Below are 13500 nucleotides of genomic sequence, written 5' to 3'. Positions count from 1 at the left end.
CGCCTCGGCCCGGTCGCCGCGCCCGGCGCGGTCGGCGCGGCGTGGGTGGCGCTGCTGGTGGCGGCCGAGCGGGCGACAGCCGGCAGCTCCGGCATCTCGGGCGCCTCCGCCCCCTCCGGCAGCACGCTCGCGCCGTTCACGGCGGAGGGGCAGGTGGTCGCGGCCGTGGTCGCGGCCCTCGCCGTCGGGCTCCTCTGCCTCGTACGTGACCGCTTCGACTTCTCCTCCGACCACAGGAGCGCCGCATGACCTCGCTCGGTACGACTCCCTCCGTTCCCTCCGTTCCCTCCGTGTCCGCCGCCGGGCTGTGTCTGTCGTACGGGAGCACCCGCGCCCTCGACGACGTCTCGCTGAGGCTCGGGCCGGGCGTGACCGGGCTGCTCGGGCCGAACGGCGCGGGCAAGACGACGCTGCTGCGGGTGCTGGCCACCGCCGTGCCCGCCGACCGGGGCGCCTTCACCGTGCTCGGCCACGACCCGGGCACCGGGAGAGGCCGCCACGACGTGCGGCGCGCACTCGGCTATCTGCCGCAGACACCCGGTTTCCACCCGGACTTCACGGCCTTCGCGTTCGTCGACTACGTGGCGATCCTGAAGGAGATGACCGACCGCTCGGCCCGGCACCGGGAGGTGCGGCGCGTACTGGACGCCGTCGACCTCTCCGACGTACGCGGCAAGCGCATCAAGCGGCTCTCCGGCGGGATGCGGCAGCGGGTCGCGCTGGCCGCCGCGCTCATCGGCGATCCCGGCTTCCTCGTGCTGGACGAGCCGACGGTCGGCCTCGATCCCGAACAGCGCATGCGCTTCCGGGAGCTGATCGCGACGGCGGGCGAGGGGCGTACGGTCCTGCTCTCCACGCACCAGACCGAGGACGTGGCGATGCTCTGCAACCGCGTGATCGTCATGGCCGGCGGCCGCGTCCGCTTCGAAGGCACCCCCGCCGAGCTGAGCGCGCGGGCGGCGGGCCGGGTCTGGAGCAGTACGGAACGGCATCCGGGCGCGAAGGCCGGCTGGCGCACGGGGACGGGGGCCTTCCGCAACGTCGGGGATCCGCCCGAGGGCGCCTCGCTCGTCGAACCCACCCTGGAGGACGGCTACTTGCTCACCCTCGACGCTTCGGAGGTGGCCGCGTGAGCAGCACGGTGAGCTCCCCCCGCACCAACGTCCTGCCCACCTCCGCCCCGACCGGCGAGTCGCCCCGGCGGCGCCTGCGGGCCGTGCTCGCGCTCGCCCGCTTCGAGGCGCATGAACTGCTGCTGCAGATACCGGTGTTCGTCGTCCTCTGCGCGTACGTCGCCTCCACCGGCTGGGAGTTGTGGACGGGCGGCGGGGAGGACGGGGCGTACCCGGTGCTCCAGGACGCCGACCGCGCCACGCAGCCGGTGCCGCTGATCCTCGGGGTCGCGGTGCTCGTCTGCGTCAACCGGGCCGTGCTGCGGTCCCGTCGGCGGGGCACGGACCGGCACTTCGACGTGCTGGTCATGGAGCCGTGGCGGCGCACGGTGGCGCATCTGCTGTCCGTGGTGCCGTTCGCGCTGGCCACCGCTCTGGTCGTGGCCGCGCAGTTCGCCGGGGCCGCGCTGAGGCCGGGGGCGCTCGGAACGGGCTCGTTCTTCGAACTGGCGGTGGCGCCGCTGGCCGTACTGCTCTTCGGCGTGCTCGGGGTGCTGATCGCGCGGCTGATCCCGTCGGCCTTCGGCGCGCCTCTGTTCGTGGTCGGCATCTACGTCGCCGTCGCGATGCTGACCTCGAACCCGGAGGACCCCCACTGGTTGCGGTGGCTGGCGCCGGTCGTCGACGAGGGCCAGAGCGAGCCGCTGCCCTCCGATCTGCTGGGCCGTCCCGCCGCCTGGCACGCGCTGTATCTGGTGGGGCTGATCGCTCTGGTGAGCTGTGCGGCGGTGCTGCGCGGCGGCCGGCGCACGCTCCCCGCAGCTCTCGGCCTCGCTCGAGCAGGGAGGACCCCCGTGACGGGGCCCGTGGAGGGGCCCGTGGAGGGGCGTATGCGGCTGGTCAAGGCGGTCGCCCTCGGGGCGGCGGTGCTGACCCTGGCCGGGGCGGTGGGGCAGTCCCCGGGTGACTCGCCCGCGCTGCTCGCGGCCCGGAAGCAGGCTTCCGTCGCGCCGGAGAAGGACCACACGTGTGTACCGCACGGCCGGTCGACCTACTGCGCCTTCCCCGAGTGGACCGGGCGCACCGAGGACTGGGCCGCTGTCGTGCGGCGCGTGCAGTCCCTCGCGGGCGGCGCGGCCGGGGGAACGAAGCTGACGGTCCGCCAGCGCATAGACGCCCGCTACGGCCTCTCCGCCAGCTCGTCGCTCGAACCCTCCGGTACGCACGGCCAGGTCACCGTCGGTACCCTCTGGGGCGGCAACCGTGTCCCTGAGTTCTCCATCGGGGTCGCCTCCGTGCTCGTCGCGGGCGACGAGGAGGCCGCCGCCGCGATGTGCGACGGCCGCGTGGTGACCGTGATGTGGCTGGCCCTGGCGACCACTTCCGACCCGATGGCCTCGCTCCGCGACGTTCGCATCGACGACAGCGTCTCCGGCTCCGCCGTCGTCCTGGCTCCCACGGAGCCGCTCGCGATGACCGCCGCGCAGACCACGGTCGTACGGGAGTTGCTGCAGCGCCCGCGCTACGGCGTCACGGCGAAGGTGAAGGCCCACTGGACGGAGCTGACCGCGCCGAAGACGTCCACGGCACGGGCCGCGGAGCTGCTGGACGTGCCGGTGCCCAGGGGCTCGGAGAAGGAGGACAAGTGCGAGGAGTGACGCGACCGGCCGCCGATGAGCCGTTGCCGGCGGCCGACCCCGGCCGGCACGCCGTGGGCGGCCTCGTCCGCGCCCTCGTCCTCCCCGTGGCCCGCGGTCTCCCCTGGCGGCCCCTCGCGGCCGGCGGCGCGCTGGGCCTGCTGATCGCCGCCGGGACGCGCCTGCACTCCGGCGGAGTCCAGCCGTGGCTCGCCCTCCTGCACCTGCGGGCCGCCGCGCTGGCCTTCGGGCTGGGGCTGGCGTTCCTGTTCGACGACCCCGCGCGGCACACCACCGCGACGGTGCCGGTACGGAGGCTGGTGCGGGCGGGGCTGCGGGTGGCTCTCGTCGCCCCGGTGGCCGTCGGCTGGTGGGGGGCCGCGGTCCTCCTCGTACCGGCCGAGGGACGGCCTCCGCTGGGTGATGTGACGCTGGAGGTGGCCGCGACCGCCGTACTCGCGCTCGCCGCCGCGGCCGCCGCCGTACGGCTGTGGGAGGAGCCCGAGCCGGGGCTGGCCGCCGCGGCCGTGGTGCTGGTCGCCGGGGTGGCCGCACCGCTCCTCATGCCCGACCGCTGGACCCTCTTCGTCCAGCTGGGCGTGGACCGCTGGGACGAGGCCCACCGGGCGTGGGCGTGGGTGCTGGCCGGCGCGGCGCCGGCATGGGTCGCCTGCACGGTGGAACCCGTGCGGCGCCCCGTCAGTGGCTGGTCGCGCAGTTCCCCGCGCCCCTAAGGGGGCGGGGCCCACCGCTCCTCACGACTCCGTGCGGTACATGAGGTCCGTCTCGTGCGTCGTGAACCCCAGGCGTTCGTAGACGGTCACCGCCGCCTTGTTGTCGGCGTCGACGTACAGCATCGCCGTCGGCAGGCCCTGCGCCGCCAGATGCCTGAGGCCGATCGTGGTCAGGGCCTTGCCGAGGCCGCCGCCCTGCGCACCGGGCCGCACCCCCAGGACGTACACCTCGCCGAGCCCTTCCTCCGTGTGCACCTTCGTCCAGTGGAAGCCGACCAGCTCGTCACCGCGGAAGGCGAGGAAGAAGCCGGCCGGGTCGAACCACGGCTCGGCCTTGCGGTCGTCGAGGTCGCGCTGGGTGAGGGAACCCTGCTCGGGGTGGTGGGCGAAAGCCTCGGCGTTCACGGCGAGCCAGGCCGCGTCGTCCTCGCCGGGGACGAAGGTACGTACCGTCACGCCCTCGGGGAGCTTCGGCTCCGGCGGCTCGAAATCAGCCAACGGCCGCCGCATCTGGCGCAGTTCACGGAACAGGGCGAGACCGAGCACCTGGGCGAGATGCCGCGCGGCGGAGTGGCCGCCGTGCGCCCAGACCCGCAGCCGCTTGCCGGACTCCGCGAGCAGCGCGCTGCCGAGCGCCCGACCGTGTCCGTGCCCGCGGTGCCCCGGGTGCACGACCAGCTCGGCGGCCGGCGCCTCCACGGGATCGGTGTCCTCCAGCTGTGCGTACCCGACGAGGCGGCCCTGAACGGTCAGCAGCAGATGCCGTACGCCGACCCGGGCGCCCCCGCGCAACTGCAGCCGCCCCTGCTCGGACACCGCCTGCTGCCCGTCGGACCGGGCGGCCTCCGCGAGGAGCGTGAGCACGGACTCGGTCTGTCCGGGGCTCAGCTCGGAGAGGATCTCGATCGTGCGGGTGGGGACGGCCGGTGGGGTGTCGTCGCTGGTCATGAGACGAGAGTACGGCCCGGCGGGTTCATGGCGAAGTGCCCCGGACGGGAGAGGAGCGGCCTGTCCCCTTCGTGGTGAATAGCACCCGAAGGCAATCAGTCCGTAACCCTGAACCCCTGTTCGTGCTACGCGCGTTGACCCTAGGCTGCGCCGGAAACGGGGCCCACATCTCATCCGACCCACAGGGGGGCACATGTCAGCCACACCCCAGCAGGACCGCCGCGTCCGCCTCAGACTCGGCAGCCGCCGCACCCGCCTCGTCGCGGCCGCCGCCACTCTGGCCACCGTCGGCGCACTCGTCGCCGCGCTGCCGGCGACGGCGGGCGAGGCGAAGAGCCAGAAGCCCGGCTCCCACAAGCCGAGCCGTTACCAGGACGTCCAGCTGCTGTCCTTCAACGACCTGCACGGCAACCTGGAGCCGCCGTCCGGCTCCTCCGGCCGGGTGACCGAGCTGCAGAAGGACGGCACCACCAAGACGATCGACGCGGGCGGTGTCGAGTACCTCGCGACGCATCTGCGCGAGGCGCGCAAGGGCAGCAAGTACTCCATCACCGCGGCCGGCGGCGACATGGTCGGCGCCTCCCCGCTGATCTCGGGCCTCTTCCACGACGAGCCCACCATCGAGGCGCTGAACAAGCTCGACCTGGACGTGACGAGCGTCGGCAACCACGAGTTCGACGAGGGTGCCAGGGAACTGGCCCGTCTGCAGAACGGCGGCTGCCACCCCACCGACGGCTGCTATGTGAAGGGTGAGGAGTTCGAGGGCGCCGACTTCCCGTACCTCGCCGCGAACGTCCTCGACGAGAAGACCGGCAAGCCGATCCTCAAGCCGTACTGGGTGTGGAAGAAGAACGGCGTCAAGGTCGGCTTCATCGGTGTGACCCTGGAGGACACTCCCGGTGTCGTCTCCGCGGAGGGCGTCAAGGGCCTGAAGTTCAAGGACGAGGTCGAGACGATCAACAAGTACGCCAAGGCGCTGGAGAAGCAGGGCGTGAAGTCGGTCGTCGCGCTGATCCACGAGGGCGGCCAGCCCGCCTCGACGGCGTACAACTACGACTGCGACTCGCCGGGCGCCGGTGACGGCATCTCCGGCCCGATCGTCGACATCGCCAAGAACATCACGCCGAAGGTCGACGCGCTGGTCACCGGTCACACGCACGCCGCGTACGCCTGCACGATCAACGACCCGTCGGGCAAGCCGCGCATGGTCACCTCGGCCGCGTCCTTCGGCCGCCTCTACACCGACACGACGCTGACGTACGACCGCTGGACCGGCGACATCGCCCGTACGGCCGTCGACTCCGCGAACCACGTCGTGACGCGGGACGTCGCCAAGGCGCCCGACATGACGCAGCTGATCGGCAAGTGGAACACGCTGGCCGCTCCGATCGGCAACCGCGCCATCGGCTACATCTCCGCCGACATCCCCAGCACCGGCACCGAGTCCCCGCTCGGCGACCTGATCGCCGACGCGCAGCTCGCGTACGGCAAGGAACTGGATCCCGAGACCGACCTCGCGCTGATGAACCCGGGCGGTATCCGTACGGGACTGACGTACGCGGCGAAGGGGAGCGAGGGCGACGGTGTCGTGACCTATGCGGAAGGCTTCGCGGTCCAGCCCTTCGCCAACACGGTCAACCTCCAGGACTTCACGGGCGCCCAGCTCATCAAGGTGCTCCAGGAGCAGGTGAGCGGCACGAACGCGGCCTCGCCGAAGATCCTGCAGGTGTCGTCGGGTCTGACGTACACCCTGGATCTGACGAAGGCGGGCGCGGACCGTGTCGTCACGGGCTCGGTCAAGCTGGGCGGCACCGCCATCGACCCGGCCGCCACCTACCGCGTCGCGACGAACAGCTTCCTCGCGGGCGGCGGCGACGGCTTCGCCACGCTGGGCCAGGGCACGAACGACTTGGTCGGTGATGACGACCTGGCAGCCCTGGAGAAGTACCTGACGGCCAACTCCTCGGCGACGAACCCGATCACGCCGCCGGCGGCGAACCGGATCACCGTCGTCCGGTAGCCGTGACGTATCTCCCTTAGAATCGATTCAGGTTGCGGGTGGGGTCGGTGCGCATGGTCAACTGAGCCGATGCGTACCCCCCATCCCATAGCGACGCATCCCACAAAGAAGCCTCCCTATACAGATCCGTACGAAGAACTCGGCGCGCTCGACGACGGACCGCTGGAGGAGTTCCTCCACGAGGACGTCGACGACTCCGAACATGCCGATGACCGCGAGAACCGTGGTGAAGGCGAGGACTTCGACGGGCCGGCTTCGGCGGCGGAGGACTGGGCCCCGCCCAACCACCGCCGCCGGGGCGCCCGGCGCCGTCGAAATCGCTTCGCCGGACTGCCACTTGCCCTCAAGGCGGTGATCGGGCTCCTCGTGCTCGCCGCGTTCCTGACCCTCGGCGACCGCTGGGCCGTGCTCTACGCCGAGCACGCGGCGGCCGACAAGCTCAAGGACCAACTGGACCTGAGCGCCGCGCCCGAGGTCGAGATCAACGGCTTCCCCTTCCTCACTCAGCTCGCCGACAGCCGGGTCGACAACGTGAAGGTGACCGTGCCGGACGTGGCGGCGGCCCGGGTCTCGCTGGCGAAGGTGGAGGCCACGGCGTCGGGCATCGAGATCGAGGGCGGCCCGACGTCGATCCGCGGCGCCCGCATCCCCCGCTTGCAGGGCGAGGTGCTGCTCTCCTTCGAGGATCTGAACCGTGAACTCGGCGCGTCCCAGGTCACGTTCAGCGGTCACGGCCGTGACCAGGTGCGGGCGCGCGGCATGCTGGCCGTCGCCGGGCACGATCTGCGGCTGCGGGCCGACGCCCGGATCCAGCGGGACGGCGAGCGCGGGATCGCGACGGAGATCGGCGGAATGCGCCTGGACATCGGCGACCTGGCCACCTACCGTCCCGGCTCCCGCCCCTCCGAGGGCCTGCATCTGTCCCGCAAGTCGGCCCAGAGCCTGGCCAAGCAGACCGAGAAGGCGAAGGCTCTGCTCTCCGTACCGGCGATCGTCCAGCGGCTCGGCATACCTGATGCCGCGGTCCAGGACGCGCTGCGCAATGACACCAAGCTGGCCGAGCTCACCGGCTCCTCGGATTTCGCCCGCAAGGCCATCAAGCTCAACCTCATCGACGCCGCGGTGGACAACCCCGAGGTCCTGAAGCTGCTGGGCTTCGACCCGGCCCTCCTCGACGGCCTCACCCAGCTCACCCGCCCCGTCCTGGTCGACCGCCTCTCCCTCGGCTTCCGCCTCCCGAAGCCGGCCGACGGCGACGTACGGCTGCAGGACGTCCGCGTACAGAAGGACGGCATCAGGGTGCGGGTCACGGGCGAAGGGCTCTCGATCGGGGGTTAGGGCCTGTCCGGCCCCAGGGGTGTCGATCGGGGTCCCCACCGGGTGGTCCAGAACGGCAACACGCCTCCGCCGCGGACCCGGCGGAGGCGTGTTGGACGTTGCGGGTGTTGCGGGTGTTGCGGCGACGAGGGGAAAACGGCCGCTCAGCCCTCGAGTACGGCGACGGCCTCGATCTCGATGAGCAGGTCGGGGTCAGCCAGACGGGAGACCTCGATGTGGGTCCGAGTTGCCATTCCCGCCTCGCTCGCGGGCGGCTGCCCGGCGAGGTCCCCACCCACGACGGGGTAGGTCTGACCGGACAGGATCTACGCGTCGATGTCGAGCGCCGTCCCGTAGAGCCGCCCCACCTTCAGCCGGATGACCACCCGGCGCTCGGCGACCAACTGCGCCAGGAAGGCGTCTTCGTCCTCCGGCTTCGCGGCCCTCGGGATCATCGCCAGCAGCTCCTGTCCGACCGCGTCTCCCGGCACGGTCGTGATCCCGGAGACCTCGGCCTCGCCCTCGGCGACGGCGAACGACCACACGTCGCCGCCCGGCACATGCAGGGCCGCGCGCGGATCCCGCCTAAGGTGCTTGACCTTGATGCGGTCCGCCGTGGTGGAGAACCGCAGGATGCGGGCCTCAGGGTCCCAGCTGTAGACCATGGTGGTCAGATGGGGATGGCCACTGCGCTTGTTGGTGGCAAGCGTGCCGAACTGCTGCCTGCCCAGCAGCTCGGAGAGGTCTTCGTCGGAGAGATGGCGAGGAGCCGGGCCTTGAGTCATGACGGGAGTAACTCCCGTACGCGGCATGGCATTCCACTACGGCTGACACCCGACTGGCGCGTTTTACGACACCGGGCGTCGGCCTGCACCATGGTCCTGCGACCTGAGCCGCTGGTGTCCCGAGGTCGCTTCGGTGAAAATGATCCCTTCACGACTGGCCATTTCCTGCCCATAGGGCAGCACTCGGAGGACGTCATGCCCACGTTGGGCGACATGTGCGGAGAGCCCGACTTCTCGCTTCGTATCGTCGAGGGGAGCGAGTCGGCCGCCGACCGGGTCGTGGATTCGGTACGGGTGATGCCGGGGACCTCATGGAGCCGTGATCAGCTCGGCGAGGTCAGGGACGCTCTCCTGGTGATCAGGCCCTCCGGGGACGGGCGTTCCGACCGGCAGCGGGAGCAGGGCGCGGGCGAGCGGTTTCTGCGCGAACTCGCGCGGCAGCGGGCCGCGGCCCTCGCGGTGGTCGTCGACGAGCACGGTGCGTCCGCCGTCCCGGCGGCGATTCGCGTGTCGGCCGCAAGGCTCGGCGTACCGCTGCTGACCACGAGGAAGACGCTCGAGGAGTGGACCGATCTGGTCCCACGCCTGCGTGAGTACCGCCACCAGCACGCGGAGTGGCAGGCCGATCAGCTCACCGCGCTGTTGAACCGGCTCCCGGACCGGCTCGCCGACGCGGACGGGAACGCGATGCAGCGGGTCGCCGACTGGCTGGCGGCGGCTCTGGACGCGGAGGTGCTGGTCAGCGATCCGCAGCGTGGTGTCCTGGCCGCATCGCCCGTGACGGCGCCGGCGACGTTCGCGCCGCTGCTCGCCGGCGGAAGCGCGTCACCGCGCACGCGGTTCGTGCCGCTCGCCGCCGCGGGTTCGGCGACGGTGCTGTCGGTGACCGCACGCCGGCCGTTCGACGATGCCGGTACCGACCTGCTGCGGCACGCGGCCAAGGTGCTGGGCCTGATCGACCAGATCGGCCGACGCCACCACCAAGTGGCCGACGCCGAGCGCGAGGTGCGGCTGAGCGCCTTCCAACTGCTCATGATCGGTGAGGAGGCCGCCGCCCAGCGCGTGATGGCCGGGCTCGCACCGGGACTGCTGGACATCGAGCACATGCGCGTCTACGTGATCGACTGCGCGGAGGAGGACCGGGAAATCACCGCCCGGGTCAGCGAGGACGCGGTCGCCGACCGCGCGTTGCTGGTGCGGTGCCCGGCCTTCAACCATCTGATCGTGATGGATCCGACCCACGACGGGGACCCGGGACACCCGCCCGCCCCGTCCACCGCGTCCATGGCGACCGCCCCGCGCACCACGACCGCCGCGCCCACCACGACCGCCGCGTCCACCCCGGCCGCCATGACCGAGACGGCCGATGCGTTGCGTCGGGTCGTCACCTCGCTGCCCCGGCACCGTATGGGCGGCAGCCGAGTCCACGCGCTCGGCGATGCCGCGGACGCCTACGCGGAGGCGCGCACCGCGCTGGCCATGGCGGGGCAGCTGCCCGACCGGGTGGCGCTCGCCGAGGAACGGCTCCACCTCGTGGACGTCCTCCCCCCGAAGACGGCGCGACGCTGGGCCGGAACGTTGCTGTATCCCGTACTGACGCTTCCCATGAGCCGGCGCGACCAACTGCTGCGCACCCTGGACCTGGGCCTGGAGTTCCGGCACAACGCCGCCGGCCGCCTGTTGGGCATCCACCGCAACACGGTGCTGCACCGCATCAACAAGTGCTTCGACCTGCTCGGCCTGGACCGGAACCATGTTCTGAGCCAGGTGGTGGTCTCAGCGGCTCTCAAGATCGTCATCGCGTACGGGCACGACGACCTTTCTGTCGATCAGGAGGCCGACTTCACGGCGATGGTGTCCACGCCGGAGGTGCGGGCCTGGGCGGACGCGTTCCTGGATCCGCTGAAGGACGACCCTCGTGATCTTCTGCGTACTCTCCGCGCCTGGCTGGAGAACGACACCCACGTGGAACGGACGGCCACGGCTCTCGGCATGTCGCCTGCGACCGTCCGCGGCCATCTCCGAACCGCGGCACCGCTGATCCAGCGCGAACTGACGCTCGACCTGGACGGGGACAGGGTGCCGGACGAGGAGGAGCACGTACTGAGCGACGTACGCCCGCTCGCCTTCGCACTCCACGCCGCCACCGGCCGCCCGCTCCTGCCGGCCGCCTGACACCGGGCCGGGACGGCAATGGCTGCGGGAGCTGCCTGCGCACTGTGCACCGGTGATGCGGCGGATGCCGCTCGTTGTGCGTTCCGGCGGCCTGCCATGCACCGGTGACGCGCCGCTCCGGGCAACCGTGCACGCATGACATGGCGCGTATGACCGAAGCTCCCTAGCGTGTCCTCGTCGACCACACACCACCGAAGTCTTCACTGTCGACCCGGCCCTGCGCACTCCTGTGACCGAGGCAGGCGCGCCCCGAGGCCGGGGGCCCCGAGATCGGGGGAGATCGGGGGAACGGGTGTCCGGAGTGAACTCACTCCGGACACCCGTCGGTTTTCACCAGGGTCACGGCATCTCGGGTGGAGGTGTCGGGGCGCCGGGGAGTTTGATCGTGGCTACCGTGCCGCTGCCTTCGGCCGGTGTCAGCGACACCTCGCCGCCCGCCTGTTGGATGGTGCGGGCCACGATCGACAGGCCGAGGCCCGAGCCGGGGAGGGCGCGGGCGGACGGGGAGCGCCAGAATCGGTCGAAGACGTGGGGGAGTTCCTCGCTGGGGATGCCGGGGCCGTGGTCGCGGACGGTCAGTACGCCGGCGTTGAGGGTGACGTCGATGGCGTCGCCCTCGGGGCTGAACTTCACCGCGTTGTCGAGGACGTTCACGATCGCCCGTTCCAGAGCGGTCGGTTCGGCGCGTACGTACCAGGGCCTGAGGTCTGCCGTGATCGTGAGCTCGGGGCCGCGCAGGCGGGCGCGGCGCAGGGCCGACTCCACCGTGTCCTGGAGGTCCACCACCTGGACGCGGTCGCCCTGCTGGCCGGTGTCCGAGCGGGACAGTTCCTGCAAGTCGCCTATCAGGGCGGCCAGTTCGGTCATCTGGGCCTTGACGGAGGCGAGGAGCGCCTTGCGGTCCTCGGGCGGGATCGCGCGTCCCGTCTCCTCGCTGCGGGCGAGGAGTTCGATGTTCGTACGGAGTGAGGTGAGCGGCGTACGGAGTTCGTGGCCCGCGTCCGCGATGAGCTGCTGCTGAAGCTCGTGGGAGGAGGCCAGGGCCGCGGTCATCGAGTTGAAGGAGCGGGACAGGCGGGCGATCTCGTCCTCGCTGTCGTCCTCCACCGGGATGCGGATGGTGAGGTCTTCGGTTCTCGCCACGTGTTCGACCGCGTCGGTGAGCCGGTCGACGGGACGGAGTCCGGCGCGGGCGACCCACAGGCCGGCGACTCCCGCACCCACGACTCCGATACCGGAGACGGCGAGGAGGAGCAGCGCCAGTTCGTTGAGCGTGGACTCGGCGCTCTGGAGCGGGAAGGCGATGAGGAGGGCGGTGTCCTCGGAGACGGTCTGGGCGCCGGGGCCCACATCGATGACCAGGGGCACGGTCAGCACCCGTACGGACTTGCCGTCGCTGTCGGTGCCGTCGCGGAAATGCACGCGGCCGGTGGAGGCGGTCTCGATCACGTCGGTGTCGCTGCCGGTGACCTTCACCGTGCCCGCGGAATTCGGGTCGACGCAGGGGGTGCCGTCCGACTTGACCAACTGGACGTAGTAGTCGCGCGGCCGGAAACCGTCCTCGCCCGACGGCGTCTCGGGGCAGCTGTCGAGGAGCGTCTGGACGGTGGCCAATTGCTGCGGCCGGCCCGCCTTGTCCTGCAGATCGTCGTCGAGCTCGTCGTACAGCTTCCCCTGCACGATGAACCAGCAGGCCAGCGAGACCGCCGCCACCGCGAACGCCACAGCGGCCGCGACCAGCAACGCCAGGCGCGAGCGTATGGGCAGCGAGCGGAACCGCCGTACGACCGTCTTCACTCCGCGCCGCCCGATCGCAGCACATACCCGACGCCCCGGACCGTGTGCACGAGGCGCGGTTCGCCGCCCGCCTCGGTCTTGCGGCGCAGGTACATCACGTAGACGTCGAGGGAGTTGGACGAAGGCTCGAAGTCGAAGCCCCAGACCGCCTTCAGGATCTGCTCCCGGGTGAGGACCTGGCGCGGGTGGGCCAGGAACATCTCCAGGAGGGTGAACTCCGTGCGGGTGAGCTCGACCGGGCGGCCGCCGCGCGTGACCTCGCGGGTCGCGAGGTCCATGCGCAGGTCGCCGAAGGTCAGGGCCTCGTTCTCCTGGGATGTGCCCGCCACGGCGGCCGCCGCGTACGAGCTGCGGCGCAGCAGGGCCCGGACACGGGCGAACAGCTCGTCCAGCTCGAACGGCTTGACCAGGTAGTCGTCGGCGCCCGCGTCGAGCCCGGTCACACGGTCGCCGACCGTGTCGCGGGCGGTCAGCATGAGGATCGGCGTCGTCGTGCCGGCGCCGCGCATACGGCGGGCCGCGGTCAGGCCGTCCATGCGGGGCATCTGGATGTCCAGGACGACCAGGTCGGGCTGGTAAGCGGTCGCCTTCTCCAGGGCGTCCGCGCCGTCCACGGCGACCTCGGTGTCGTACCCCTCGAAGGCGAGACTGCGCTGGAGTGCTTCACGCACGGCCGGCTCGTCGTCGACGATCAGGATGCGCTGGGGGTCACGGTCGCCTTCGGCGGGGCTCATCGGAGTTCGGTTCCTCGGGTGGGAGGGGACGTGGGCGGGGCGCCTTCAGCCTCGCATGTTTCGGGCAGCATGCGCGGAGTCGTATGGATCGACATCGTACGGATGTGCGCATTTATGGGTGCGTGGCTCAACCCCGTACGGTACGGCGGCGGGCCTGCACCCGGCGGGCGGGGCGAGCCGGGCGGGCGGGGGCGGTGGTCGCCGCGGCCAGCTCGGGCGCCCGCGTCAGCGGCGGGTGCAG

General features: G+C 71.5%; 10 protein-coding genes and 1 pseudogene. 7 read left to right on the top strand and 4 right to left on the bottom strand.

All coding sequences use genetic code 11. From position 1 onward, the window contains the following. The 4 genes and pseudogenes from FE633_RS45730 to FE633_RS45715 form a co-directional block, all read left to right on the top strand. Window positions 1-249, top strand: a pseudogene (locus FE633_RS45730) (hypothetical protein); the annotation flags it as partial. Beyond that, window positions 246-1133 (top strand): ABC transporter ATP-binding protein, encoded by an 888-nt coding sequence (locus FE633_RS45725; RefSeq protein WP_138051064.1) that lies wholly within the window; start codon window positions 246-248, stop codon window positions 1131-1133. The pseudogene FE633_RS45730 and the gene FE633_RS45725, both read left to right, overlap by 4 nt. Then, entirely contained in the window at window positions 1130-2770 is a 1641-nt protein-coding gene (locus FE633_RS45720) for an ABC transporter permease (RefSeq protein WP_138051063.1), read from the top strand. The genes FE633_RS45725 and FE633_RS45720 overlap by 4 nt, the downstream gene beginning before the upstream one ends. Next, window positions 2758-3483, top strand: coding sequence for an ABC transporter (locus tag FE633_RS45715; RefSeq protein WP_246114142.1), 726 nt, complete (start codon window positions 2758-2760; stop codon window positions 3481-3483). The genes FE633_RS45720 and FE633_RS45715 overlap by 13 nt, the downstream gene beginning before the upstream one ends. A 21-nt stretch (window positions 3484-3504) precedes the next feature. Here FE633_RS45715 and mshD read toward each other — a convergent pair whose 3' ends face one another. Next, entirely contained in the window at window positions 3505-4431 is a 927-nt protein-coding gene (mshD, locus tag FE633_RS45710; RefSeq protein WP_138051062.1) for a mycothiol synthase, read from the bottom strand. 193 nt (window positions 4432-4624) lie between these two features. Between mshD and FE633_RS45705 the strand changes: the two genes are divergently transcribed. Next, window positions 4625-6451, top strand: a complete 1827-nt coding sequence (locus tag FE633_RS45705; protein WP_138051061.1) for a bifunctional metallophosphatase/5'-nucleotidase — start codon at window positions 4625-4627, stop codon at window positions 6449-6451. 69 nt (window positions 6452-6520) lie between these two features. After that, window positions 6521-7789, top strand: coding sequence for an LmeA family phospholipid-binding protein (locus tag FE633_RS45700; RefSeq protein ID WP_138051060.1), 1269 nt, complete (start codon window positions 6521-6523; stop codon window positions 7787-7789). 305 nt (window positions 7790-8094) lie between these two features. On the opposite strand, the gene FE633_RS45695 is transcribed toward FE633_RS45700, so the two are convergent. Beyond that, complete coding sequence (locus FE633_RS45695) at window positions 8095-8553, bottom strand: PPOX class F420-dependent oxidoreductase (RefSeq protein WP_138051059.1); 459 nt, start codon at window positions 8551-8553, stop codon at window positions 8095-8097. Between the two features lie 195 nt (window positions 8554-8748). Here FE633_RS45695 and FE633_RS45690 point away from each other — a divergent pair, with 195 nt between their 5' ends. Beyond that, on the top strand, window positions 8749-10728 hold the full coding sequence (locus tag FE633_RS45690; RefSeq protein WP_138051058.1) for a helix-turn-helix domain-containing protein: 1980 nt from the start codon (window positions 8749-8751) through the stop codon (window positions 10726-10728). Window positions 10729-11067: 339 nt separating this feature from the next. Here FE633_RS45690 and FE633_RS45685 read toward each other — a convergent pair whose 3' ends face one another. Together FE633_RS45685 and FE633_RS45680 are read right to left on the bottom strand one after the other, a co-directional pair. After that, window positions 11068-12525, bottom strand: coding sequence for a sensor histidine kinase (locus tag FE633_RS45685; RefSeq protein ID WP_138051057.1), 1458 nt, complete (start codon window positions 12523-12525; stop codon window positions 11068-11070). Beyond that, on the bottom strand, window positions 12522-13259 hold the full coding sequence (locus tag FE633_RS45680; protein ID WP_138051056.1) for a response regulator transcription factor: 738 nt from the start codon (window positions 13257-13259) through the stop codon (window positions 12522-12524). Before FE633_RS45680 ends, FE633_RS45685 begins: the two co-directional genes overlap by 4 nt. Between the last annotated feature and the right edge of the window lie 241 nt (window positions 13260-13500).

Origin of the sequence: Streptomyces montanus (assembly GCF_005786655.1) — a bacterium.
Lineage (GTDB): Bacteria > Actinomycetota > Actinomycetes > Streptomycetales > Streptomycetaceae > Streptomyces > Streptomyces sporangiiformans.
Note: the sequence above shows the minus strand (reverse complement) of the source record. Positions and strands in the feature narration are given on the sequence as shown.